Annotated in this window: 22 protein-coding genes and 1 pseudogene; 22 read left to right on the top strand and 1 reads right to left on the bottom strand. The window is 58.7% G+C overall.

Going from position 1 to position 24,734, the window contains the following annotated elements; translation table 11 throughout:
- The first annotated feature begins 135 nt into the window (after positions 1–135).
- From ABID59_RS00115 to hemA, 7 genes are all read left to right on the top strand, one after another.
- Positions 136–1,536: a cytochrome ubiquinol oxidase subunit I gene (locus ABID59_RS00115; protein WP_354082020.1), complete on the top strand. Its 1,401-nt coding sequence runs from the start codon at positions 136–138 to the stop codon at positions 1,534–1,536.
- Between the two features lie 2 nt (positions 1,537–1,538).
- Positions 1,539–2,519, top strand: a complete 981-nt coding sequence (gene cydB, locus ABID59_RS00110; protein WP_354082019.1) for a cytochrome d ubiquinol oxidase subunit II — start codon at positions 1,539–1,541, stop codon at positions 2,517–2,519.
- A gap of 83 nt (positions 2,520–2,602) precedes the next feature.
- Positions 2,603–4,561 carry an FUSC family protein gene (locus ABID59_RS00105; RefSeq protein ID WP_354082018.1) on the top strand — a complete coding sequence of 653 codons (1,959 nt, stop codon included), beginning with the start codon at positions 2,603–2,605 and terminating at the stop codon, positions 4,559–4,561.
- Positions 4,558–4,761, top strand: a complete 204-nt coding sequence (locus tag ABID59_RS00100) for a DUF1656 domain-containing protein (RefSeq protein WP_354082017.1) — start codon at positions 4,558–4,560, stop codon at positions 4,759–4,761. The genes ABID59_RS00105 and ABID59_RS00100 overlap by 4 nt, the downstream gene beginning before the upstream one ends.
- Positions 4,762–4,771: 10 nt before the next feature.
- Complete coding sequence (locus ABID59_RS00095) at positions 4,772–6,058, top strand: HlyD family secretion protein (RefSeq protein WP_354082016.1); 1,287 nt, start codon at positions 4,772–4,774, stop codon at positions 6,056–6,058.
- A 416-nt stretch (positions 6,059–6,474) separates the two neighbouring features.
- Positions 6,475–6,636: a hypothetical protein gene (locus tag ABID59_RS00090; protein ID WP_354082586.1), complete on the top strand. Its 162-nt coding sequence runs from the start codon at positions 6,475–6,477 to the stop codon at positions 6,634–6,636.
- A 753-nt stretch (positions 6,637–7,389) separates the two neighbouring features.
- Entirely contained in the window at positions 7,390–8,712 is a 1,323-nt protein-coding gene (gene hemA, locus ABID59_RS00085; protein WP_354082015.1) for a 5-aminolevulinate synthase, read from the top strand.
- Between the two features lie 846 nt (positions 8,713–9,558).
- On the opposite strand, the gene ABID59_RS00080 is transcribed toward hemA, so the two are convergent.
- A complete protein-coding gene (locus tag ABID59_RS00080) occupies positions 9,559–10,140 on the bottom strand; it encodes a PepSY domain-containing protein (RefSeq protein WP_354082014.1) in 582 nt (193 codons plus the stop codon).
- 553 nt (positions 10,141–10,693) lie between these two features.
- Between ABID59_RS00080 and ABID59_RS00075 the strand changes: the two genes are divergently transcribed.
- The 15 genes and pseudogenes from ABID59_RS00075 to ABID59_RS00005 form a co-directional block, all read left to right on the top strand.
- Entirely contained in the window at positions 10,694–10,834 is a 141-nt protein-coding gene (locus tag ABID59_RS00075; protein WP_354082013.1) for a hypothetical protein, read from the top strand.
- A gap of 290 nt (positions 10,835–11,124) precedes the next feature.
- Entirely contained in the window at positions 11,125–12,531 is a 1,407-nt protein-coding gene (gene fumC, locus ABID59_RS00070; protein WP_354082012.1) for a class II fumarate hydratase, read from the top strand.
- Between the two features lie 172 nt (positions 12,532–12,703).
- Entirely contained in the window at positions 12,704–13,447 is a 744-nt protein-coding gene (locus tag ABID59_RS00065; protein ID WP_085403727.1) for a (Fe-S)-binding protein, read from the top strand.
- The gene (locus ABID59_RS00060) at positions 13,444–14,997 is read left to right on the top strand and encodes a lactate utilization protein B (RefSeq protein WP_354082011.1); all 1,554 of its coding nucleotides are present in this window, start codon (positions 13,444–13,446) and stop codon (positions 14,995–14,997) included. The genes ABID59_RS00065 and ABID59_RS00060 overlap by 4 nt, the downstream gene beginning before the upstream one ends.
- Positions 14,994–15,605, top strand: coding sequence for a LutC/YkgG family protein (locus ABID59_RS00055; RefSeq protein WP_354082010.1), 612 nt, complete (start codon positions 14,994–14,996; stop codon positions 15,603–15,605). The genes ABID59_RS00060 and ABID59_RS00055 overlap by 4 nt, the downstream gene beginning before the upstream one ends.
- A 17-nt stretch (positions 15,606–15,622) precedes the next feature.
- On the top strand, positions 15,623–17,263 hold the full coding sequence (locus ABID59_RS00050) for an NAD-dependent malic enzyme (protein ID WP_354082009.1): 1,641 nt from the start codon (positions 15,623–15,625) through the stop codon (positions 17,261–17,263).
- Between the two features lie 116 nt (positions 17,264–17,379).
- Positions 17,380–17,919: an FUSC family protein gene (locus ABID59_RS00045; RefSeq protein ID WP_354082008.1), complete on the top strand. Its 540-nt coding sequence runs from the start codon at positions 17,380–17,382 to the stop codon at positions 17,917–17,919.
- Between the two features lie 102 nt (positions 17,920–18,021).
- Positions 18,022–18,735 carry a YoaK family protein gene (locus tag ABID59_RS00040; protein WP_354082007.1) on the top strand — a complete coding sequence of 238 codons (714 nt, stop codon included), beginning with the start codon at positions 18,022–18,024 and terminating at the stop codon, positions 18,733–18,735.
- The gene (locus tag ABID59_RS00035; RefSeq protein WP_354082006.1) at positions 18,735–20,156 is read left to right on the top strand and encodes an FUSC family protein; all 1,422 of its coding nucleotides are present in this window, start codon (positions 18,735–18,737) and stop codon (positions 20,154–20,156) included. Before ABID59_RS00040 ends, ABID59_RS00035 begins: the two co-directional genes overlap by 1 nt.
- On the top strand, positions 20,099–20,800 hold the full coding sequence (locus ABID59_RS00030; RefSeq protein ID WP_354082005.1) for an FUSC family protein: 702 nt from the start codon (positions 20,099–20,101) through the stop codon (positions 20,798–20,800). The genes ABID59_RS00035 and ABID59_RS00030 overlap by 58 nt, the downstream gene beginning before the upstream one ends.
- On the top strand, positions 20,787–20,990 hold the full coding sequence (locus ABID59_RS00025) for a DUF1656 domain-containing protein (RefSeq protein ID WP_354082004.1): 204 nt from the start codon (positions 20,787–20,789) through the stop codon (positions 20,988–20,990). The genes ABID59_RS00030 and ABID59_RS00025 overlap by 14 nt, the downstream gene beginning before the upstream one ends.
- A gap of 8 nt (positions 20,991–20,998) precedes the next feature.
- Entirely contained in the window at positions 20,999–21,418 is a 420-nt protein-coding gene (locus tag ABID59_RS00020; RefSeq protein WP_354082003.1) for an HlyD family secretion protein, read from the top strand.
- A gap of 22 nt (positions 21,419–21,440) precedes the next feature.
- A complete protein-coding gene (locus ABID59_RS00015; protein WP_354082002.1) occupies positions 21,441–21,887 on the top strand; it encodes an HlyD family secretion protein in 447 nt (148 codons plus the stop codon).
- A 599-nt stretch (positions 21,888–22,486) separates the two neighbouring features.
- Complete coding sequence (locus ABID59_RS00010) at positions 22,487–24,439, top strand: adenylate/guanylate cyclase domain-containing protein (RefSeq protein ID WP_354082001.1); 1,953 nt, start codon at positions 22,487–22,489, stop codon at positions 24,437–24,439.
- A gap of 11 nt (positions 24,440–24,450) precedes the next feature.
- Positions 24,451–24,639, top strand: a pseudogene (locus tag ABID59_RS00005) (transporter substrate-binding protein); the annotation flags it as partial.
- Positions 24,640–24,734: the final 95 nt, after the last annotated feature.

Raw genomic sequence — 24,734 nt, 5'->3', positions numbered from 1 at the left:
CTCGTTTCGATAGACTTCCTGCCGACCGCCGAAAGCACACAGAAAGCCGTTTTGGACGGCCGAGCCAGCCAACTCGTCGATGTAGCGAAGGTCAATCTCTCGCGTTGACCGGAGTCCATGAAAGGAAACGAACACATGATGTGGACCGCGCTTCTGTTATCCCGGCTGCAGTTTGCCTTCACGGTGTCGTTCCACATCATCTTTCCTTCATTCACGATTGGGCTTGCCGCGTGGCTGACGGTGCTCGAGATATTCCATCTGGTCACCGGCAAGCCGGTGTATCGCCGTGTCTTCCAATTCTGGCTCAAGATATTCGGTGTGACATTTGGCATAGGTGTCGTCTCCGGAATCGTGCTCGCCTTTGAATTCGGCATGAACTGGAGCCGGCTGTCGGAGGTGACAGGGCCCATTCAGGGCCCATTGCTGACCTACGAGAGCTTCACGGCCTTTGCCCTGGAGGCATCGTTCTTCGGCGTGCTGATTTTCGGGCGAAGCCGGGTCTCGCCGCCGGTCTACCTGTTTTCAACCATGATGGTGGCGCTTGGCACGACCTTCAGCGCCTTCTGGATCATGGTGAACAACAGCTGGATGCAGGCACCGGTAGGCTACGCGATCGAGAACGGCATCTTCGTTCCGACCGATTGGAACGCGATCATATTCAGTCCAGTCGCATGGGTCCGCTTTCCTCATATGCTGGTCGCCGCTTATCTGACCGGCGCGTTTTGTGTCGCCGCAACAGGCGCATGGTACCGCTTGCGCGGCATATACGCTGCGGAGGGCAGGCTGATGCTGCGAATGGGCCTATTCCTTGCGGCCATTCTCGTTCCGGTTCAGCTATTTCTGGGTCACCTGAATGGCGACTATGTTCATGAGAAGCAGCCCGCCAAATTCGCGGCCATCGAAGGCCGCTGGCACGACGAACAGCCTGCCAGCGAGGTCGTCATCGCTATTCCCGATGAAGCAAAGGAAGAAAATCAACTTGAGCTGAAGATCCCATACCTCGGCAGCCTCATCGCCTCGATGCGGCTTGACTCGAAGGAGATCGGGTTGACCCGCTTTCCGAAAGAGGATCGACCGCCCGTCGCGATTCCGTTCTTTGCTTTCAGAGTGATGGTCGGATGCGGCCTGTTAATGATGGCAATAGCGTGGCTGGGCTCGTTTCATCTCTTGGTTGATCGTAGGCGAGGCGAGAGGCTGTTGCTGTGGGCGGCCTTCCTCAGTTTTCCGCTTCCGTTCGTCGCGACGTTAACGGGCTGGTTTACTGCCGAAGTAGGTCGTCAGCCATGGAGCGTATACGGGGCGTTGCGCACGGCAGATGCCGTCACACCAACGCTCACGACGCAAGCTGTAACGATCTCGCTGATCCTCTTTGCAGTTGTCTACCTCGTCATATTCAGCTTCGGGACATTGTATGTCTATCGTCTGCTGAAGGCTGGGCCCGTCGAATCCGAGAAGTTGCTTCCCGTCAATCCAAAGCGTCCGCTCGGTGTCACTGGCGCCAGTCCGGTTCTGGGTACGACGGAAGGAGGGAACTGAACATGATTCTTTTTTGGGCGGGCTTGCTTGCCGTAACTACGTCGCTTTACGTACTGCTGGACGGCTTTGACTTGGGTGTCGGCATCCTGTTTGCCTTCGCTGACGAGCCGAACCGAAGGAAGATGCTGAGTGCGATCTCGCCTGTCTGGGACGGAAACGAGACTTGGCTCGTTTTGACCGGCACAGTTTTGTTCGGAGCCTTTCCGGCCGCGTATGCAGCGTTCCTGTCAGCCTTCTATCTCCCCCTCGTGCTGATGTTATGCGCCCTTATCCTGCGCGGCGTTGCATTCGAGTTTCGATACAAGTCGATAGGCTTTCGCTGGTTCTGGGACCTGGGCTTCGCAGGAGGATCGTTGATCGCGACCTTCATTCAGGGCATGACGGTCGGTGCGCTGGTAGAAGGTCTTCCCATGAAGGACGGCCACTATGTCGGTGGCACGTTCGGCTGGTTCAGTCCGTTCGCAGCGCTTTGCGGGTTTGGGCTGGTGCTTGGCTATAGCCTCCTCGGCGCAAGTTGGCTCGTGCGGAAGTGCGAGGGGCCGATCAGGGAGCGCGCTTATCAATTGCTGCCTGTATTGACCGTTGGCGTACTTGCCTTTCTGGCTACCGCCTTTGCTCTCGCTCTGGCCATGCATCTTAACCTGATGACTCGCTGGTTGGAGCGTCCATACCTTCTCGTCTTTCCGCTGATCGGAGCAGTTTCTTCGATCTGCCTCCTGAAGGGCGTACAACGGCGAGATGATTGGGCTCCCTTCAGGTTCTCCGCGTTGATCTTCCTGGCGGCCTTCGGCACTTTGGCCGGTTCATTTTGGCCATACATGATTCCCTTTGCGCTCACCGTCGAGCAAGCTGCTTCGCCGGCGGCTAGCCTGACCTTCATGTTCTGGGGGGCAGGTCTCTTCGTCATGCCGCTCACGCTCATCTACACGATCCTGGTGTACCGGCTATTTCGAGGAAAAGTCGCCGACGCGGGCTACGAGTAGGCTTCCCTCGTGCGGTCGCTTCCCATACGGGCCCACGCTCCAAAGGAGTACCACTCCCAGTTTTCTGAAGGTCGGAGAGTGCCGTGAGCACCGTGGTAGACAGACAGCCGATGGTCTTTGCGGGATTGCCGCGAAGTTCCTGGGCCTTCGCGATCCGGACCTGGTTGGCGATCGTATTGGCGCTCTACATAGGCTTCTGGCTTGAGCTGGAAGCACCGTCGTCGGCTGCGTTGACGGTTACCATCCTAGCGCTACCAACCCGAGGGCGGGTTCTCGAGAAGGCTGTCTTTCGACTGATTGCGACCGTCATTGGCGTGGCGGCATCGATCACCATCGTTAGTCTTTTCGTCCAGACCGGCATCGTCCTTCTGGTCGCATTTGCGGCCTGGCTCGGAATTTGCGTCTATATTGTGGGATTGCTGGACGGCAATCGTGCCTATGCGGCAGCGCTCAGCGGTTACACAGTAGCATTCATCGCCGTTCAGCAGATCGACAATCCCCAACATGTCTTCGAATCCGCCATGGCGCGGGGCGCCGCCATCATGGTTGGAGTTCTAACGGTTACAGTCGTGAACGATCTGCTCATCGCACCGGATGAACATCCGCATTTGGTGACTCAACTCGAAGCCCTTCGTCGCCGGGTAGCCGACTACGCGCACCGCGTTCTTCACGGAGAAGCGATGTCGGCAATGACGGCGGTGGAATTGTTGCGCGAAATCATCGCCCTTCGCCCCGAGGTTACGAGTCTCGTCGCCGAATTGAACAGCGGCCCGGCGAGGAGCGCGGCCGCTCGCAATGCGATGGTGGGGCTTGTAGCCGAGTTGTTCGCAGCCCGCGCCTTGGAAACATTGCCTGTGAACGCTTCACCGTCATTGCGCGCGCAAATCATCTCCGAAGCGGACGCGAGTTCCGACGCAATTGCCCGATCGTCACGCGAGGCGTCTGCGAGCGGGCGGGGCAGGGCCTCTCAGGACTTGTTGGCGACATCGCTGTCTTGGTTCACCGACCACGTTCTTCGAATAGATGACGAGGTGCGAGAAAGCCTCGCGGCGCTCAGTGCCGGCAGGCGTCTGCCGCGGGCATGGCGTGCCCCCTTGTATCGTTCTCGTCGGATCGCGGCTGAAACAGGCATCAGGGCAGCCGTCTACTTTTTGTTGGCAGCGACCTTCTTCGCAGTCAGCGGTTGGTCCTCGACAGAGGTTTCGCTGTCGTTTGTCGCGGTCATCATCGGGTTGGGCGCTACGACACCTGATTTGCGCGCCTTCACGATGATAGCAGTTGTGGCTGCGCCCATCGCATCACTCATGGCCGGCATACTGGAGTTCGTCGTTCTCGATGGCGCCACGGCGTTTCCCTTGCTGGCGATCGGCCTGGCACCGTTCATGATCGGAGCAGCACTCCTGATGACTTTGCCGAACCGGATCCTGTCGACGCTCGGCCGGCTTAACCTGGTCTTCATCCTGGCGCTTCTTGCCCCCAGCAATCCGCAAACCTACAATCCGCAGACATTTTTGTTTTCCGGTCTCTTCCTGCTGCTCGCGACAGGCCTTCTGTTCGCGGCGGAGATCTTCATTCCTCCGACATCGAACGATCGTCGTCGACATTGGTTGCTGGCCTCAGCGCGCCGTGACCTCAGCCGTCTGCCGTTTCACGCGAAACAGGACCTGGCCCCCGAGGAGGCCATGTTTCGCGATGCCGGTCGGGTCGCGCAGATCCTGGCCGCCGACGGCAACGTCCTTCAGCATCGCCCGGCAATGGAAGAGGCCATGGCGATCTTTGACCAGGCGGCGACTCTTCGCCTGTGCGAGGTCGAGCTGGATCGGCTTGCCGAGGGTCCGCTACGGCTTGAAGTCGGCGCGGCGTACACGTCGCTCGTGAAGCGGGACCCCGGTGCCATCGTCGCCTCGACCCGTGCACTGAACGAGGCGGCGTCCATCCGAGACATTTCCGTGGCCGGCGCCAGCGCAGCGCTTGTCCTCGCAAGCGTCACGTTCACCTCGCCGCGTCCCGGCGCGGAAGTCTTCGCGGAGAGAAGATCATGACGCATAGCTATCGAGAACTGGTGATTGGCGGAGTTCTGATCGCGCCCCTCCTTTCCTACGCCGTAGCGACGATCGTTATCGTCGTGATATTGCGACCGGTTCTGCATCTCGTTGGATTTTCAAATTTGTTCAGCAATCCGCCGATTGCGGAGCTCAGTCTCTACATTGCGATCCTCGGCCTGTTGACGCTGTTGTTCTAGAGAGAGAATCATGGAAACAACTGCTTCTGAGGATCATGTCCCGACGCTCGATGTGCAGCTTGCCAAAACACGGGAGCATGCGAGCGCCGACCCGGATTGGTCCCCGGCGTCAGAACCTGTTGCGCGCAGCGAGCCCGAAGTCGAGCCAGATCTGTCCCAGGCTTCGTCCGCTCCGATCCCTTTGGTGGTCCAAGGTTCCGTCCGACCTTTTCTCGTAGGGCTTGGTAAGCGTCTTTCCACGCTTGCGATCGCGCTCCTTGCCATCTTGATCGCCCTTCTGACCTGGCAACACTACGTAATAGCCCCCTGGACGCGGGATGGTACCGTGCGTGTACAGGTTGCGAGGGTCGCACCTCAGATATCGGGCCAAATCAACGATGTGCGAGTTGTCGATAACCAGTTTGTACACCGAGGTGACGTCCTTTACACGATCGAATCGTTTGATTTTGAAGTTGCTCAGCTCACCGGGGTCGCAACAATGCAGCAGCGAGCGGCTGACCTCCAGGTCAAGCAGCTTCAATCCGAGCGGCGTCAGCATTTATCTAACTTGGCAACGACCCCCGAGGAGCAGCAGATCTATGCCGGCAATGCCGTTCAGGCGAAGGCCGCGCTCGATGCCGCTCAACAACAGCTCGCTCAAGCGGAGATTAACCTTCAAAGGACCAAGGTACGCAGCCCAGTGAACGGCTATGTCACGAACCTGCTTATGCGGGTCGGCGATTTTGCGCATGCCGGAACCAGCAATATCTCCATCATCGATGCCGACAGCTTCTGGATCGACGGATATTTCGAAGAAACGAAAATGGCGGGAATCTGTGTTGGAGATCGCGCGGAGGCGAAATTGATGGGCTATTCTCAGCCTATCATCGGGCATGTTGGAACGGTCACCCGAGGCATAAGCACGTCGAATGCGGCTTCAGGTGCCCAAGGCTTGCCCAATGTTGATCCAGTCTACACCTGGGTGCGGCTCGCCCAGCGCGTGCCGGTTCGCGTTCTCATCGATACGGTGCCGGCAGATGTGCCGCTTGTTTCCGGAATGACCGCCACGGTGACCGTGCGGTCGGCATCAGAGACTGATCATCGAAGCTGGCTCGACCTCATGCGTACCGACGTCCTGGACCAGCTCTCTGAGCTATTCAGGGGGCCAGTGCTGCGTCCAAATTGCCTGCCCGTCTTCACCCCGCAGCGCGCACCGACAGATTCGATTCCTGCTGAGTCTGCAACGCGCGCTACATCGCCGGAGCAGATCAATCCCGGCCTCGCGCCCGGCATGACCCTATCACCGCGCATTCGATGATCTCGTCCAACGGAACGCGGGTGCTCCAAGCGTCTCTATCGGAGCGCTTGGGGCGCGCTAATGCTATGCCGCGCACGGACGCCGCGTCGTCATGGCTTATGGAATGATGGGCGCTCAGCAGGCGGAATTGAAGGATAAACAGTTGCCGTTGCTGCGCACGGAATTGCGCAGTTGCCGCCTAAATGGATCAGGACTGAACAAGATCGACCGAAGTACATCCGCTACTCTATCCACCATCAAGAGGAGCAAGGTCAGCTTCTCATAGACACGTTTACTGCCGCCGCGCGTCACGTTCAAGTGACACGCGCGAGTTAACTGACATCTCGCATTGGGAGTAGTCGTTGCATGACCGAATACCTAGTCGGAGGCTTCCAGAGTATGAATCATATCGATGCTCGCATAACTGACTGAATTTCTTGACCTACGTGAGCAGTGGATATGAGCAGTTTCATGGAATCGATCGTCTAGTCGCCACGCGCGCTGCGATCATCCTCTGGACCAGGCTTGCAGTGATGCCAGTCGAGATCCTCTTTGAAGCGATCGAAGCCGAATTAGAGCAGCGCGGCGTCAAGCTATAAGGGCTGTCTGAGGCCATTTGTTGTGCGAGCAATCTAGAACGCATTGCTATCCGAACGAAACCGCGGCGGGCGCTTAGGTTCAGTTTTAGCCAGAGATCGTCGGAATCCGAAATGACAAAACACATTGTACAGTCACCGAACCCCGACGGATCACTGCTTCTTCGCGAGTTGGACCACAGAATAAAAAACGAGCTCACCTCCGCCATATGGTCACGCCTATGATTCTCCTCGATGGATTGGGTGCCGACGAACAAGCCAAGGCCTCGGAAATTCTACGACGCAGAACGACGAGAACTCGACTCCCACAACATCGGTCGAGTAGTGCCAGGGCGGCGCCGGTGTTAATGCCGCCTGACCGAATGGCGATTTCGGAACGGTAAAGCTCGTCAACATTCCGACCTCCTACGCACTTTCGTCGTTCAGCAGGAAGCCTATCGAAACGAGCTGAAATTGATTTGATCGGCGTGCGCCGGGTGGTTGATTCTGCGGCGGCCTTACAGGGCGGCGAGCGCCAGTTCGGCCAGATCCCCGATCTCACGCAAACGACGTCGAGCGGCGCGCTCGGCCAGCCGCGACAGCGATGAAGAAGCACAACAATACCCGCGACGATTTTCTCATTCAATATCGTGGCAAATCTTCGCGGCATAGTCGCGGTCAAGCGCTGACTGGGTTCGCGTCAGATCGCCGTACAGGTCCTGATCGAGTGAACGGACTCGGAGACTTCGTCTGGCTCTTGAATGAATGGGTGAAATCATGAACGCGGACGTTGGCAGCATAAATTGCTTCACGGGCCCGGCCTTTCGCCGCTCAGACTATGACGCCTTGTTCAATTCTGCCCTGAACCAGCTTCGGGACGAGCGCCGCTATCGTAATTTCGTCGATCTGGAGCGCCTTGCCGGTCAGTTTCCGCACGCGATCTGGCATTCACCGGTCGGTCCCCGGCAGGTCGTGATCTGGTGCTCGAACGATTACCTCGGCATGGCCCAGCATCCCGACGTGGTCGGCGCGATGGTGGAGGCGGCTTCGCAAATGGGCACGGGCGCCGGCGGTACGCGCAACATCGCTGGCACTAATCATTCCCTCCTTGAATTGGAACGCGAACTCGCCAGCCTGCACGGCAAAGAGGCCGCCCTGGTCTTCACCTCGGGCTATGTTTCCAACCAGACCGGTATCGCAACGATCGCGAAATTGCTGCCAGACTGCCTACTGCTCTCCGATGCGCTCAATCACAATTCAATGATCGAAGGCGTCCGCCATTCAGGCGCAGAAAGGCACATCTGGCGCCACAACGATGTGCGGCATCTCGAGCAATTGCTTCGCGCGACAGCACCTGACAGACCGAAGCTGATCCTGTGCGAGAGCCTTTATTCCATGGACGGGGATGTAGCGCCGTTGCATCAAATCTGCGATCTCGCTGAGCGGTATGGCGCGCTGACTTACGTCGACGAGGTTCATGCTGTCGGAATGTATGGTGCCCATGGCGGAGGCATCGCCGAGCGCGATGGCGTGATGGACCGTATTGACATTATCGAAGGCACGCTCGCGAAGGCTTTCGGCTGTCTCGGCGGCTACGTTGCGGCCAACGCCAATCTGATCGATGCCGTGCGTTCCTATGCGCCCGGCTTCATCTTCACGACGGCTCTACCACCGCCGATCTGCGCGGCGGCAACCGCAGCCATCCGGCATTTGAGGACCTCCCAACGCGAACGGGATCGCCACCAGGACCGTGCTGCGCGCCTGAAATCAGTGCTCCACACGGCAGGCCTGCCCGTCATGCCGAGCGAAACCCACATCGTGCCGGTGCATGTCGGCGATCCCGAGAAATGCAAAATGGTCTCCAACCTTCTCTTGTGGAAACATGGCATATACATACAGCCGATCAATTATCCGACCGTGCCGAGGGGCCACGAACGGCTCCGCATAACGCCATCCCCTCATCACAGCCATGAGTTGATGGATCATCTCGCCGAGGCGCTGATTGACGTTTGGGATCAGCTTAAACTTCCGCGGCTTGATCGGACTGTATCTGTGACTAAACCGAGGGATAGTCGGATCCATGTCGACTCCGTAGCCTGAGCTTACCTTGGTACGGATTTGCAATACCCGCGTGCAATGGCGCGGGCCGGCACCAGGTGGTACCGATCAAGTTGAAAGCGGTATGCGACGGAACCGGACCCACGAACCGGCAGTTGCAAGGCAAGGTCGGCGGCGTAACGCCCGCCGGCCTTTCTCTTGACCGAGCGGCGAGCCGAGATCATCCATAGAGTGCCCGCAAGAATTGCAGACGTCGACACATGCTGGACAAGTTTAGCAAGAGGCGGTCAGCTTCGGCTCATGTGATCGTACTGGGAATGAGAAAGATGGGTCGGGCAAACGGATGATTGCATCGTCAATCGGCCCGAAAATCCGGATTGCTGATCGAAAACCGAAAGAGCAGCAAGCCCGTTGCGAAGGCGGCAAGCCTCTAGACCGTTTGCCTACCCTGGTGCGGATCAAACGCCCGTCGGGCTATCGCTAGATTTGTGTTTCGCCGTTGCCGATAAGATAGGAGCCGAGCTCAAAACCGAAAGGCTGGAGATCTTGTACGTAGCGGTCAACGCTTCAAATCTTATTCGCCTACCCACCCGCTGGAGCAGGACACCGATGTCCGCGTGATTCAGGTGCTGCTAGGTCATTCTAAGCTCGACACGACCGCGCTCTATGCCCGCCTCGCCACCTTCGCGTCGGAGACAGGCCGGTAAGGCCGGGGTGATCAAATGGACCGCAAAACGGCGCCGAAGCATGAACCGCCCAATGTCATGTGGATCAAAGATTTGTCGTGCCGATCTTCGTAGGGACCCCACGTCGACTAGCACTCGAAGGCGCGGAATGACCCAACATTCAACAGAACTTGCCGGCACGTAGATCGATCCGGCGCGGCGGTCATCGGCCTCGAACTCGAGGAGGCTCTAGAAGTACTTGCTTTAGACCATCGGCGGTATCCACAACAACTACAAAGTACAGTGTCCCATCCTCATTCATTAAACCTCCGCTAATTGCCTTTCCGCGCGTTGATCGCTCCGCGACGACGACGGCGTCCGACAGCTTTTGCCGAACGGTCCTTAACGCCAATAAGCTACGCCGATCCCGTGCTTCAAGATCTTTAACAGACAGCGCGTGTTTGCCGCCTGTACTGCTGCTCCCTGTCCCTGCATCGATAGCATTCTCCCAAATTTGATTCTTTTGAATGTTCTTCACTCTATAGACCGGTGGGTGTGATGCGCCATCGAAACTGATGTCTACAACTCTCGATCCGGTGTGCAATTTCTCGGAAATCAGTAACGCTTGCTGTAGGGATACTTGCGCGCTTCGGAACAGCTCCAGCTCGCGATCTACAGTCTCTTCAAGTGCGAAATTCTGTCCGTCTAGCGCGTTAAGAGTTTCACTCGATTTGGCAGCCGCGCCCAGTGAACCGAACGCCAAGGCCGACGAAATCACAAGCGAGGCGAGTCTCGTTTCAAACATCAGTCAACTCTCGCGATAGTTCGCTTTCGTGGGGGGCTGGCCGGCTATCTGGGTCACGGAGGTCACTGGCGATGGGCACGTTCGGCACCACCACCTGCGCGGAACCAGCACCAGTCCGAGCCCATTGCGTTGATCGCATTTATGGGAGGTTTCAGATCAGAGCGCTTGTCAAAATGTGCTCCGATTGGTCTGGATCATGCGAATTTACTGTTTGGTAGTCGAAGGCATCCACGAGCAACCGAAGCGCATCTTTCACCCAAAGCCTCGCGCCGTAACAAGTATCGCCCACCGCGAAGTCAATCTAATCGTCGAAGAACAGTTGCAGGCAGCGACGCCATTTTGATTCGATAGTTCACGGCGATTCCGGTGGCATGTGTCGCGCCAGTGGATCTTATCGTCACTGATTCGCGAAAGTTTGAGTATGTTTGGTCCAAATCAAAGGCAGCCGCGTACAAGCACGAGTCTCGTTGAAGATGCATTGTCGGATTCGCTGACGAACTTAGCCGAGACAGGCCCGTACGGCGAGCGGTTCGCATTTTAGCTGGAGAGCATCGTGGTGAAAGAAGTTGCTAGTCTCGGTATGGTCGTGGTCGCGGCCCTATTATTCCTGGCGTTCTTACCGACCTTAAGACCAAGCGTGATCGCCGCGGTCGAGGGCGACAAGGTGATAGATGTCGCGGCAGTGAAGCGCTGATTGGCGCACTCCGAAGCCTGCTCACGAGCAGGACCCCACCCAAAATGCCGGAATTGATCAGGCGGCTGAGATGAGCTTTGCCATGACCGGACCGCTGACCGCTAATGTCGGTTTGCCGCCTGCGCCGTCTGGAGCGGGATTGGGTGTCCTTCACTATTTGCGCAGTCAGATGCATGGGCTCGCAGCCCAATACAAGAAAGGTCTCGCGGTACGATGCATACTAGGACCCGAACAGTGACTCTTTGCTCATCTGGAGAGGTTAGCTCACCGGTTCTCTGAGAGAGTGTACAATGGAAAAGTTTCGAATCGAAAGCGATAGTCTCGGCGAAGTTCATGTGCCTGTTGAAAAGCTCTGGGGAGCGCAGACGCAACGTTCGCTCGAGCATTTCAGCATCGGTCACGATCTGATGCCGCGCGAGATGATAAGCGCGTATGCCATTCTCAAAAAGGCTGCCGCCAATGCCAACCATGCCGGCAAGCGTCTCGATGATAATGTTCACGAGCTGATCGTCCGGGTCTGCGACGAAATTCTTGTTGGCCAGCATTACGATATGTTCCCGCTGCACGTGTGGATGACGGGGAGCGGCACCCAATTCAATATGAACATCAACGAGGTGATCTCAAATCGGTGCACGCAACTCGCTGGCACGAAGATCGGCAGCAAGACGCCGGTTCACCCGAACGATCATGTAAACATGTCGCAATCGTCGAACGATTCATTCCCCTCGGCGATGTATGTCGCTGCCGCCGTTGCTGTGAACGATCGCCTTGTCCCCGCCGTGAAAGCGCTGCGCGACGCGTTTGCCAGCAAGGCTGTCAAATGGGCCGACATCGTCAAGATCGGTCGGACCCATATGCAGGATGCGACGCCGCTTACCCTGGGCCAGGAATGGTCAGGTTATGCGGGCATGCTGGACGATGATCTTGAGCGGATCGAGGACGCTCTCAAGGGCACTTATCGGCTGGCGCTCGGCGGCACTGCGGTTGGCACGGGTATCAATGCGGCACCTGGCTTTGCCGACAAGGCAGCCGCCGAGATTGCTAGACTTACCAATCTGCCGTTCGTAAGTGCACCGAACAAATTTTCCGTGCAGGGTTCGCACGACGCGCTCGTGCAACTCTCCGGCACGCTACGCACCCTGGCGACTTCGCTTTATAAAATCGGCAACGACATAAGATTGATGTCCTGCGGGCCGCGTGCCGGCTTCGCGGAACTCCTGATCCCCGAGAACGAACCCGGCTCGTCGATCATGCCGGGCAAGGTCAATCCGACACAAGCCGAAGCTTTGACCATGCTCGCCGTTCAGGTGATGGCGAACGATGTGGCCGTGGGCTTCGGCGGCGCCGGCGGTTATCTCGAAATGAACGTCTATAAGCCGTTGATGATCGCCAATACCGCCCAATCAATCACCCTTCTTACCGACGGTTGCACGAACTTCCGAAAGTTTCTGGTCGAAGGGACGCGGCCGAATCTGAAGAAGATCGCCGAATATGTCGAGTGCTCCCTGATGCTGGTCACGGCGCTCGCGCCGGTGATCGGCTACGACAAGGCGTCGAAGATCGCCCACCATGCGCTGGAGCACGATCTTACGCTCAAGGACGCCGCTCTTCAGCTTGGCTTCGTCAGCGCTGAGGAATTCGACCGCGTCGTCAATCCGAAGAAGATGGTGAAGCCCTATGTCGCCACAGCCTTGTAAGGCGCGTCGGTACGGACCGTGATGCACTAACGCTGCAATTTCTCGCCGTTAGTTGAGAGCAAGGACACGGCACTGACGCTAGTGCGTCAGGTCAAACAGATCGTGCGACCGGGGCCGAAGCTGCTTTGAACGGCGGAGCCTTCGGAAGTGCGAGACAGGAAAGAGGTGAATTATGCGCATCGGACTTTTTATTCCTTGCTTCATTGATGCCGTCTTCCCCGACGTCGGCATCGCTACGCTCGAGCTGCTGGAGCGGTTCGGTCACGACGTCGTGTACCCGCGTGACCAGACCTGCTGTGGCCAGCCGATGGCAAATGCCGGATTCAACGCCGAATGCGCTGATACCGAGGCGCTGTTCGTGCGCAACTTCTCCGGCTTCGATTGCGTCGTCTCACCGTCCGGTAGCTGCGTCCACCATGTGCGGGACAATTTCGACGCGATAGAGCAGACCGACGAAGTCAGGGAGGTTCGCGCGCGGACCTTCGAGCTGGTCGAGTTTCTTCACGACATCCAGAAGGTCGACGCCTTTCCATGGGCCAGGTTTCCGCATCGGGTCGGACTGCACAACAGTTGCGGCACGCTGCGCCGGCTTAAGCACGCGCTTCCGTCCGAGTTGCACGAGCCCTTCTTCTCCAAGCCCATCGATCTGCTTTCCAAGGTTGACGGCATCGAGTTCGTTCGACCGGCTCGCCCCGACGAATGCTGCGGCTTCGGGGGGACCTTCTCGGTGTTCGAAGAGGTGGTTTCCACCAAGATGGGTTACGACAAGGTCCGCGACCATGCACAGGCTGGCGCCGAATACATTGTCTCGGCCGACAGCTCGTGCCTGATGCATCAGCAAGGCTGCGCCGAACGCATCGGCGTTCCGGTGAAGTTCATTCACATCGCCCAGATCCTGAACGGAGCCAGCGCATGAGCATGATTCGCGAGCGAACCGATGACGCCATGCTGCATCCCGAGCTGCGGGCCGAGGGCGATCCCGATGCCATCGTCCGCGACGGCCGCCGCCTGGATCATGCCGAGGGAACATCGAAGCCGCTGCGGCCGGCTCCTGAGCCGCAACCGCGGGGTGCCAAGGTCCGCGGCAACCGACCTATTGACCAGCAGGAGGCAGCCGCTCGCTTCATCGCCGCTACCGAGCACGAGAAGATGCATGACGAGCGGCTCTGGGATCTGCGGCAGAAGCGCGACCGAGAAATGCATGGCATTCCCGAATGGGAGGAGCTTCGCTCCCTCGCTTCGGCTATCAAGGAGCACACGCTCACCCATCTCAACGAGTATCTCGGTCAGTTCGAGGCCAATGCGAGATCGAACGGGATTCACGTGCATTGGGCACGCGACGCCGCCGAGCACAACCACATTGTGCACGGCATCCTGCGTGACCACGGCGCGAAATCGCTGATCAAAAGCAAGTCGATGCTGACCGAGGAGTGCGGCTTCCGGCATTACATGGCTTCCGTCGGAATCGAAGTGATCGAGACCGATCTCGGCGAGCGCATTCAGCAGCTTGACAACGAGGATCCAAGCCATGTGGTGGTGCCCGCCGTGCACAAGCTGCGCACCGATGTGGCGGGAGTATTCTCGCGTACGATCGGCACCGACCCGGACAACAGTGATGTCCACTATCTGGCGGAAGCACAGCGGGAGGCGACCCGCCCGCTGATCCTCAATGCCGATGCGGGTATGACGGGGGCCAATTTTGTGGTCGCCGAGACCGGGACATTCGTGGTCTGCACCAACGAGGGCAACGCCGATTTGTCGGCCAATGTGCCGAAGCTGCACATCGCCTCGATTGGCATCGAGAAGATCATTCCCCGCCTGGAGCACTTGGCGGTGCTCGTCCGCCTCTTGTCGCGCAGCGCCCTCGGGTCGCCGATGACGCAGTACACCTCCCATTTCCGCGGACCTCGGGCGGGGGGCGAGATGCATGTGGTGCTCGTAGACAACGGCCGGTCAGCCCGCCTGGGTCTGGACGAGTTCTGGACGTCCCTGAAGTGCATCCGCTGCGGCGCCTGCATGAACACGTGTCCGGTCTATCGGCGCAGCGGCGGCCTGAGCTACGGCGCCACCTACTCCGGCCCGATCGGCCTCATCATCGATCCGACCTTCAACGCGCGGAAATACAGCAACCTGCCATTTGCGTCGTCGCTCAATGGCAGTTGCACCAATGTCTGCCCGGTGAAGATCAACATCCACGAGCAGATCTATGCCTGGCGGCGCGTTCTCGTGAACCAGCATGAGGTGCCGCTTGCCAAAAAGGCCGCCATGAAGGCCGCCGGTGCATTGTTGTCCCGGCCGGCGGCCTACCGCGCCGCGATCGCTACGGCCGATACGGCGCTCGCCCATCTGCCGCGTTTCGTCATCTACAACGGCCTTAACGCCTGGGGGAAGCATCGCGAAGTGCCGCATCCGCCTAAACAAACTTTCCACAGTTGGTATCACGCGAGCCGGGGAGTGAAGGAATGAGCAGCCGCGACGACATCCTCGCTTCAATTCTAGCCAACCTGCCACGTGTAGACCGGCCGCTGCCGCACGTACCCCTCTTTGACAGCGACCCGCCGGCGTCGCTTCTGCCGGCTTTCAAGGACAGTCTGCACCGGATGGGCGGCAACTTCCTCGATCCGCCAGCTTCCGGCGACATGCTGGCGCCGGTCCGGGCGAAGATCGCGGACGCCAAAGTCGTGTGCTCTACCGTGCCGGAGATCGCGGGAAATCGGGAGGTCGCCGATGTGCGCGCGCCGCGAGATCTGGCGGATGTCGATTTTGCCATCGTCCGAGCAGCATTCGCCGTTGCGGAGACTGGCTCCGTGCTCTTGAGCGATGCGGACCTTCACGTCAACGGAGTCGCTTACCTCGCGCAGCACCTGATCGTGCTCCTCGATCCCGCCGACATCGTCGTCAACCTGCACCACGCCTATCGCCGACCTGAGTTTCGCGACAGGCACTATGCCAGCTTCCACACCGGCCCATCCGCGACTGCGGATATCGAGGGTGTGCTCATCCACGGCGCACAGGGCGTACGCTCGCTTTCCGTCCTGCCAATTGCTCGCGCAGTCGGCAGCCCGACCCACTGAAACAGAGGAAAACGTCTATGATGCAGATCACTAAGACCCATTCTCACAATGCTCTGCATGGAGTCGCGCTGCTGAATGATCCCGTTCTTAACAAAGGTACGGCATTCAGTTTGGAAGAACGCCGCCAACACGGGCTTGAAGGTTTTCTGCCGCCATCGGTGGAGAATATCGACCGGCAAGTCGAGCGTGTCATCGAACACCTGGAGGCGAAACCGAACGACCTTGAACGCTACGTTTATCTCACCGGGCTGTCGGACCGAAATGAAACGTTGTTCTATCGCGCAGTAATGTCCGATCCGGCGCGCTTCATACCAATCCTGTACGATCCGACGATCGCCGACGCGTGCCTCGCCTTCGGCCACATCTATCGCCGCGCGCGCGGCATGTATATCACGCGCGCAATGAAGGGACGGATTACCGAAGTGCTGCGCAACTGGCCCGAACGGGATATACGCTTCATCTGCGTTTCGACAGGAGGCCGCATTCTTGGCCTCGGCGATATCGGCGCCAACGGTATGGGAATCCCGATCGGCAAGCTGCAACTCTATACCGCGTGTGCTGCCGTGCCTCCAGACTGCCTGCTGCCGGTGTTGCTCGATATCGGCACGACAAACGAGTTGCTCCGCGCTGATCCGCTCTATCTTGGCTCGCGCGAGAAGCCTCCGTCCGACCAGGAACTGGACGAACTCGTCGAAGAATTTGTCCAAGCGGTGCAGCAGGTTTTCCCCGATTGCTGCATCCACTTCGAGGATTGGAAGGGCACTGATGCGATCCGATTGCTGAACCGCTACGCCGACAAGATACTTTGTTACAACGATGACATCCAGGGTACAGCCAGCGTCACGCTTGCTGGACTAACGACGGCATTGCAGATCATCGGCGCTCCGCTGGTTGACCAACGGATTCTGTTCCTCGGCGCCGGCTCGGCCGGGATAGGCATCGCAAAGCTGATCGCCGTGGCGATGCAGGCAAAAGGACTGTCCCAGCATGAAGCGCGCAGCCGCATCTCGATGTTCGACATTGACGGGCTGCTGGAGCCATCTCGCGCCAACCTGTCGGAAGCGCAGAAGGTTTACGCGCGCAAGGCGGCGCCGTCGAAGGATCTCGTGAAAACGATCGAGACCCTGAAGCCCACGGTCCTGATCGGCGTCAGCACCAAGGGTGGCGCGTTCAACCAGCGTGTTGTCGAGGCTATGAGCAAACTAAATGAGCGGCCGATCATCTTCGCGCTATCCAATCCCACGGATAAGGCGGAATGCACGGCTGAGCAGGCATACACCTGGTCGAAAGGCAAAGCGCTGTTCGCGGCTGGCGTACAATTTCCGGACGTGACGCTAAATGGCAGAACTTACCATCCCGGTCAGGCCAACAACTTTTACATCTTTCCTGCGGTCGGACTCGCAACGTACGCGGCGCGGCCGCGGCTGATCACCGACGAATGTTTCATCGTCGCCGCCCAGGCCTCCGCCGATCAGATTGGCCCGGATCTCAGCGCAAAGGGCATGCTATTTCCGGGCCAGGACAACATTCTGGAAACGGAAACCACAACGGCAACCCGAGTCGCCGAGTACATGTTCGATGAGGGTTTGGCTCAGGTGGAGCGGCCGCGGGATATCCGCGCATGGATCGAACGTCACCTCTACAAACCTCAATACTGAAACGCGTCGCCAGGGCGGCCCAAAGTGGCCGCCCTGGTTCTCGCGGAGGGCGAACTCAAGTTTCGACTCCGCGAAACACGCGGGAAGCCGAAGACCGATCATTGCGGAGCGACCCAGTGCGAGACGAAGCCACACCGGAAGTGAAAAGCCCGAGGCTGTCTTCATGGGTTGTCGCCTATGCCTTGAACATGGCGATGACGTGTCTCATCACTTATTGGGTAATGACCGATGCCCTGTCTCGATTTGTTGACGACTCTTTCGACTTCCTGGGCGGGATGTGGGCGGTAGTCGCCACCGTGTTCGTCTTCAGAGAAACCCGTCCCGGGAGCCTGTCCGCTGGTATCGCACGCCTAATAGCCACCTGCGTCAGCTTCGCGCTGTGTTTGCTCTACCTCTCGCTCTTCCCGTTTATACCGGTGGGGATGGCAGCATTGATAGCCATCGGCACATTGGTAATGGCGCTGTTGGGTCGGCGTGAGGACATTGTCACCGTAGGAATAACGACGGCCGACATGGTCGTTGCAGCAATGAGCCCCACGGACGCCTGGCAGCAGCCGTTGCTCCGTCTTTGCCGACACTGCGGTGGGGACCGCATTAGGTGTCGTATGTCAATGGACAGGCTCGCACCTGTTTCAACGCGTTATCCGAACGCCTAAGGCACAATGAACCTCCTCATTGGCGCAGACGTACCGAGTCCTATCGCTATCCCGTGGGGGCACGACGTTGCAGACAGGTCTGATGTTCCGCGTGCTTGGCCCTTGACGCCTTCGGTCGACACCTCGCTCGGCATGACGTTGCTGCCGTTCGTGCTCAGCGTGACCGCAGGAAGCGTCGATGTCATCACCTTCCTGAGGCTTGGCAGACTGTTCACCGCTCACATTACCGGCAATATGGTCATTCTGGCCGCGCATTTAGTCGACGGCGGGACCGCCCCAATGGCGCCGATACTGTCCGTTCCCGTCTTCATTGCGGTACTCGGCCTGACAAGGCTGCTGGCTGCGGGCCTGGAGATAATGCAAACCGATTCGCTGCGGCCGTTACTGGCGCTACAAGCCGTACTGCTTTCGGGCATGTTGCTTCTCTGCGTCACGGCAGGTGCTGAAAGAGATCCAAACGCGCGCATAATGATAACCGCAGGCATGCTCGGCGTTGCCGCCATGGCGGTGCAGAACGCCCTTGTGCAGATCTCGCTACGAGGTGCTGCACCGACAGCTGTGATGACCAGCAATATCACGCGGTTTGCAATGGATATCGGAACCGTGGTTTTCAGGCGCGATCCGCGCGACGTGGCCGCAGCCCGCAATCGAGCGCTACATACGTGGCCAACCATTCTCGGCTTTGCCGTTGGGTGCGGTGTTGGCGCCGCGTGTGAGGCTGCGGTCGGTCTCCTCTCCCTGGCGCTGCCCGCCAGCACCGCGTTGATCGCATTCGCATTGGGCTTTTCCTTCCAACACGGCGGGAGCGCGGGCTGATGGGGCCGGTTCCGCTTTCGCTGTCTGCAACGACCGCGCGGCCGGAGACTGGTCAGTCGCCGCGGCGGATACCGTCGCTGCTCTCTAATCTGCTCTTTGGCCTGCGCGTCTGGGCCGCAGCCTGCCTCGCCCTCTACATCGCATTTTGGCTCCGGCTTGATAACGCCTACTGGGCGGGCACGACGGCCGCGATCGTGTCGCAACCAAGTCTCGGGGCCTCGCTACGGAAGGCGCGGTTCCGCCTGGTCGGCACGGTGCTTGGTGCCGTGGCGATCGTGATCCTCACCGCTTGCTTCCCGCAAAGCCGTGCCGGCTTCCTCCTGGGTCTTGCTTTCTGGGGCGCTGCATGCGGCTTCGTCGCGACTATTCTGCGCAACTTTGCCGCCTATGGCGCCGCCCTTGCCGGCTTTACAGCCGTGATCGTCGCGAGCGACGAGTTCGGCGCGACCGGCGGGCCGAGCGGGGACATCTTCTTGTTGGCCCTTACACGGGTCAGCGAGATCTGGATCGGGTTGGCCTGCGCGACTGTGGTCATGGCTAGCACCGACGTTGGTCGAGCACGGCGTCGCCTCGCGGAGTTGTTCGCCGTTCTGCGGTCGGAGCTCACCCACGGATTGGCCCGCGCGCTCGCCGGAGCGGGTGGTGACGAGATGCGCATGAGACGCCGCGATCTCATTGAACGGACCATAGCACTCGAACCCGTGATCGACGAGGTGATCGGCGAAGCGCCGGATTTGCGACTACGTTCGCAGGAATTGCGGGCGGCGGTGCAAGGGCTGTTCGTTGCCCTTTCAAGCTGGCGCATGGTTTCCAATTATCTGGAGTTGGTTCCGAGGGAGCACCGCAGGCATGAAGCCGAAGCTGTTTTGCTAAGCTTACCTACGGCATTGCGCTCAACGTCTGTCGAAAGCGATCTGGCAAGCTGGGCGACCAATGCCGCCTACTTGCGGCGCACCTGTGCCGCCGCGGTGAAGGTTATGATGGCACTGCCGGTCCACACACCTTCAGTGCGGATGCTGGCCGATGGGGTCGCCGAAGCGCTGATCGGCATCACACGTACGCTCGACGGCATTACAATGATAGTTGGTCGGGGTCGATGCGAGCGGAAAGCTCGTACGGCGCAGCTACCGATTCCCGATTACCTTCCTGCACTGATCAATGCGGTGCGCATATTTGCGACCGTCTGCTGCGTCGAGTTTTTCTGGATCATCACAGCATGGCCGAGCGGAGCCATAGCGATCGCCTGGTCGACAATCTTCATCATCAGTTTCTCGCCCAATGTGGACCAGGCTTATGCCACCGCCAAGAGCCGCTGGCTCGGCGTTACAATGGCCGCCGTCTGCCTGCGGTCATCAAATTCGCCGTGCTGCCCGGCTGCGAGACTTTCCCTAGCCTGGCGATTGCGATCGGAGTGGTGCTGATACCGGCGGCGGCGCTGTCCACGCTCCCCTGGCAGCCGGCAATGTTCGGAGCCATCGCCTCATGGTTCCTCCCGCTCGTGAACCCGGAGAATGTGATCAGCTACGACTCGGTACAATTCTACAACTCCGCGCTGGCCATCATTGTTGGGGCGGGAGTGTCTACGCTTGCGTTCCGCCTGATGCCGGCAGCTTCACCAGCATTCCGTGCTGCCCGCCTCTTGGCTCTCACTCTTCGTGATCTGCGCAAGATGACGACAACAGGGACAATAAGAACGCGAAGTGCATGGGAAAGCGCAGTATACGCTCGGCTATCAGTTTTTCCCCAGCAAGCCGACTCGCTGCAGCGCTCCCGGCTGCTCGTTGCCCTTTCGGTCGGATCCGATGTTATCCGGCTTCGCCGTATCGCGCGCCGGCTTGGCGAGAGTGCGCAGATCGATGCCGCGCTTAAGCCCCTAGTGTGGGGCGAGAGCGCCCTTGCAAGAGAACGGCTCGAGCATCTCGACAACGCGCTCTCGACGCTTCCAGCTGCCGGCAGGAAACGCACGTTGGTGCTGCGGGCGCAAGGCTGCATCCGCGCCATCTCCGACGAGCTCCTTCGACACGCAGTCTACTTCGACTCGAAGGTTATCCATGAGCTTTGTTGAGATCGATTTGTTCGGCGTCTACTTGGCGCCGATCTCGGTGATGATGGTGGTGGCTTGGCTCATCCTGCTGCCGCTCCGCTGGGCTGCCGACAGAGGCGGCATCCTGCGGCTCGCTTGGCACCCGGCGCTTCTAGAGTTTGCCGTCTACGCTATCATCCTCTCATGCATCGTTCTTTTCGCAGCAAATTGAGCCTGCCCATGTTGGAAGTTGATTATAGCCGTGACGGAGCGCGCCGCCGAATCACCCGAACAGCTGTCACCCTCGGGGTGTTGGGGCTTGCGAGCCTGGCCGTCTGGGCGGCATGGAACGCTTATATGGAGACCCCTTGGACGCGTGACGCCACTGTACGCGCCTATGTCGTCGCCGAGGCGCCTGAGGTTGCAGGACGGATCGTTGAGCTTCCCGTAGCCGACAATCAGTTTGTGCGCAAAGGCGATCTTTTGATGGTCGTCGATCCGACGGACTACAAGATCGGCGTTAGCCTTGCGGAGGCGGCCGTCGAACAGGCTAGGGCGACCGCACAGAACGCGGAGGCGGAGTTCCAGCGCCGGCAAAGGCTGGACGATCTCGCAGCCTCGACCGAGGAAAAGCAGACCTTCGCCGCCAACGCAAGCTAGCTATCGGCGTGCCTCTGCCAATTTGGATCAGGCCAATGTGAATTTGAGGCGGACGCGGATCCTCTCGCCGGTTAACGGCTATGTGACTAACCTGCTGGTGCAGCTCGGCGATTACGTCAACATCGGACAGAAGAGGATTTCCGTAGTCAACGCCGACTCCTTCTGGGTCGATGGCTATTTCGAGGAGACCAGTCTGTCGAAAATTCACGAGAGCGACCCGGCGGCGGTCAAGTTGCTGGGCTATCGCCAAGTCCTTCGAGGTCATGTCGAAAGCACCGCACGGGGCATCACCGTCGCGAACGCGCAACCTGACGCCTCGGGCCTCGCATCCGTAAACCCGATCTTCACCTGGGTCCGCCTTGCCCAACGCGTGCCTGTTCGGATTCGTATCGATCACGTGCCAGATAATGTGCGGCTCGTGGTTGGGATGACGGCGACAGTGGAGATCAATTCCCGTTTTCAAAAATAACTTGTGAGATAATTCGCTCCCGACCTCTTACGAAACGCTGATCGTTGCGGGCCGCGACGGCCGCATTCCCGGTAGCTGGCTGGCGAAGGTCATCAGCGAAAACGCCGCAAAGGACGCGCTGTTCACGGCCGACGATGGAACTCCCGCCGCCTAGGCCTATCGTCATGTCGAAGCGAACGGCCAGCGCCGCATTTTTGCCAGCCTGCTGCACGGAACGATGGCTAATGGCATGTCGTCGCCGATGGGCTTTGCAAGTCTCTCGGCATAGATGCGCGCGCAATCGCCAAGTGGCGATACGATCATGAGCGCGGGCTATTTGCCCGGTGCCTTGTGATGAAGCGCCTTTCTTTGAGATCGGATTACAAATGAAACGGCGCACTTTCAGTAAAGAAACGGCATAACTGACCAAGACCGCGAGCGCGATATTATGGAATAGTCAGACAAAGGAGCATGAGAAGATAGCGCTTTAGAATTCTCGGAACGATCGCACTCCTGACGATCGGCGGTGAATGGACTCTGAGCAATTGAGCCTCCTGCCTTAGCACGGCCGGCCGTAACCAAACCGGCCGGGCGAACGAGCTAACAGAGATAAAGCAGGTATGGCGACCCAGGAGATTGAACTCAAAGCACTAATCCGGCCGAGTGGCCGGTGGAGGTTGACATTTCGAACCTCAATTACCTCCGCGGTGATGGTGTTTATCATCGCTCTAGCCGCGCTGCTGATTGCTATTCAGGTCCGGGCTCTTCGTTCTGCAACGCAGGAAGCTGCATCTGCCTATATGGACGCGACCAGCGCGAAGGCGTTGGGAATTCTTCAGACGGAGATAACCACTTTAGCATCGTTGGTGCGTGTGCTGGCAACCAGTTCCAGCGTAGCCGATTCAAATGAGGGGACCGAGACCGGCCCGGCGATTGCACTATTCAAAGCCGCACTGCAGGAACTGCCCCAAATGGACAGGATCTCTGTCGGCTTCGAAACTGGCGCTTCGTTGCAGGTGCGGCGCACCAGTGACCTCAGCGAGGAGCAGCGCGAGAGGTTACGTGCGACACCTCGCGCTGCTATTGCCATCGATTTGGTCCGCCCCAACCCCGGTGGCGAGCTGCCCCTGCGACGAATTTTTGAAGATCGGCAAGGCAACGAGGTTGGACAACTGGATCTATGGAAATACGGATACGACGCCCGCCAGCAGCCCTGGTATCACGAGACGATGAAAGCCGACCGGTCGCTTGTCTCCTTGCCTTATCTTTCGTTTAGTTTCCGCGTACCGGTGATTACGATTAGCGCACCCCTGCGAGGCAAGGTGCCGGGCGTCCTTGCCGCCAATCTCAAGCTCGACACCTTCAGCGATTTCGTCCAGACGCAACGGCCTGGAGAACATGGTATCGTCTTGATTTTCGACTCGACCGGCTCGCTCATCGCCCACCCCGATTTTGCACAATTCGTTACCAGCGCGATGACACATCCATCCCAACCGCAATTGCCCAACATCAAGGAGATCAACTCGGGGGTCGTAGCGGCCGTGTTGCGAGGGGCGCATGGCCGCGACCATTACGATGGAAATATCCGTGACGACCAAGGCAACGACTACCTGTTCAGGTTAGCGAAATTCACTCTGGGTGAGCAGCACAACGCTAACATATTGTTGCTGGCGGCCCAAGGAGACTTCGTCCAAGGTGTTCGGAGGCTCCAGTTCATCGGACTAATCCTCGCAACTATTGCCGGTGCTGCCTTTATTCCGATCGTTTGGATATTTGGTAGCGGAATGTCTCGTTCCTTGAAGGATATTACGGCGCAGGCAATCAGACTCCAGAAGCTGGCTGCACCCGACCCCTCGCCGGTCGCATCACGCATTAGGGAAATTCACGAACTTGGCAGTACGGTGAATCTCGCGCAGCGCACCATACGGTCGTTCGCTCGCTTCGTCCCTAGGGAGATCGTCCGAGGGGTGATGGACAATTCCGTATCTACAGAGCTAGGCGGAGTCAGGGAGGAGGTTACCGTCGTTTTCACCGACATTAGGGATTTTGCGACTATCGCCGAGTCCGCCGACCCCGACATGCTCATGCACCAAATGTCGCGGTATTTCTCGGTGCTGACAGAGGCCTTCCTCGCCGAAGGCGGAACAGTCGACAAGTTTATTGGTGACGCCGTGATGGTGTTCTGGAACGCACCAAATCCACAGCCCGACCATATCGAGCGGGCTTGCCGCGCGGTTCTTGCGGGCAGAATGGCGTGCGAAAAGCTCAACGCTCAGTTCGAAGCCGAGGGTCTGAAACCATTCTTCACACGGTTTGGCATTCATGTCGGGGAAGCCATCGTCGGCAATCTCGGCTCGACGGAGCGCATGAACTACACGGCCCTCGGCAATACGGTGAATCTGGCAGCGCGCCTCGAAAGCCTGAACAAGCAGTTTGGGACCGCTATCCTTGTGAGTGAGGACGTCTATTTGCGGGTCCAGCATTACTTCCAGTTCAGCCCCCTCGAGTCGGTCATTGCCAAGGGCATGACAAAGGGGATCCGCATTTTCGAACTGGTCGGGGCAGCGACATGACATCAACTTCAATGCCACGAGGTGTCATGCCGAGATTGTTTGGTTTGTGGCTTGTGTTCGTCGTTTCAACGGCTCACGCAGGGGAAGGCACCATCAAAATCGGAATTCTCCATTCTTTGTCGGGCACCATGGCAATCAGCGAGTCGGTGCTCAAGGACACCGTTCTCATGCTGATAGAAGACCAAAACAGGAAAGGTGGGGATCGTGTCCCGTAGCGTGGTGTAGCTGGCGGTGGATCACCGCGTTCGCCGGCGAGAGCCGGGCTGGTCAGCTGGCGATAGCCGTGAGGCTGACG

It is taken from the genome of Bradyrhizobium sp. S3.3.6 (assembly GCF_040546905.1).
Taxonomy (GTDB): domain Bacteria; phylum Pseudomonadota; class Alphaproteobacteria; order Rhizobiales; family Xanthobacteraceae; genus Bradyrhizobium; species Bradyrhizobium cytisi.
The sequence above is the reverse complement of the archived record's forward strand: the minus strand, read 5'-3'. Positions and strand labels throughout refer to the sequence as shown.

Bases quoted from the DNA above. Each gene is read 5' to 3' on its own strand.
- ABID59_RS00065 (WP_085403727.1), top strand. From the start codon at position 12,704: ATGCGCATCGGACTTTTTATTCCTTGCTTCATTGATGCCGTCTTCCCC.
- ABID59_RS00115 (WP_354082020.1), top strand. From the start codon at position 136: ATGATGTGGACCGCGCTTCTGTTATCCCGGCTGCAGTTTGCCTTCACG.
- cydB (WP_354082019.1), top strand. From the start codon at position 1,539: ATGATTCTTTTTTGGGCGGGCTTGCTTGCCGTAACTACGTCGCTTTAC.
- ABID59_RS00055 (WP_354082010.1), top strand. From the start codon at position 14,994: ATGAGCAGCCGCGACGACATCCTCGCTTCAATTCTAGCCAACCTGCCA.
- ABID59_RS00100 (WP_354082017.1), top strand. From the start codon at position 4,558: ATGACGCATAGCTATCGAGAACTGGTGATTGGCGGAGTTCTGATCGCG.
- ABID59_RS00050 (WP_354082009.1), top strand. From the start codon at position 15,623: ATGATGCAGATCACTAAGACCCATTCTCACAATGCTCTGCATGGAGTC.
- ABID59_RS00095 (WP_354082016.1), top strand. From the start codon at position 4,772: ATGGAAACAACTGCTTCTGAGGATCATGTCCCGACGCTCGATGTGCAG.
- ABID59_RS00020 (WP_354082003.1), top strand. From the start codon at position 20,999: ATGTTGGAAGTTGATTATAGCCGTGACGGAGCGCGCCGCCGAATCACC.
- hemA (WP_354082015.1), top strand. From the start codon at position 7,390: ATGAACGCGGACGTTGGCAGCATAAATTGCTTCACGGGCCCGGCCTTT.
- ABID59_RS00080 (WP_354082014.1), bottom strand. From the start codon at position 10,140: ATGTTTGAAACGAGACTCGCCTCGCTTGTGATTTCGTCGGCCTTGGCG.
- ABID59_RS00025 (WP_354082004.1), top strand. From the start codon at position 20,787: ATGAGCTTTGTTGAGATCGATTTGTTCGGCGTCTACTTGGCGCCGATC.
- ABID59_RS00060 (WP_354082011.1), top strand. From the start codon at position 13,444: ATGAGCATGATTCGCGAGCGAACCGATGACGCCATGCTGCATCCCGAG.
- ABID59_RS00010 (WP_354082001.1), top strand. From the start codon at position 22,487: ATGGCGACCCAGGAGATTGAACTCAAAGCACTAATCCGGCCGAGTGGC.
- fumC (WP_354082012.1), top strand. From the start codon at position 11,125: ATGGAAAAGTTTCGAATCGAAAGCGATAGTCTCGGCGAAGTTCATGTG.
- ABID59_RS00035 (WP_354082006.1), top strand. From the start codon at position 18,735: ATGGGGCCGGTTCCGCTTTCGCTGTCTGCAACGACCGCGCGGCCGGAG.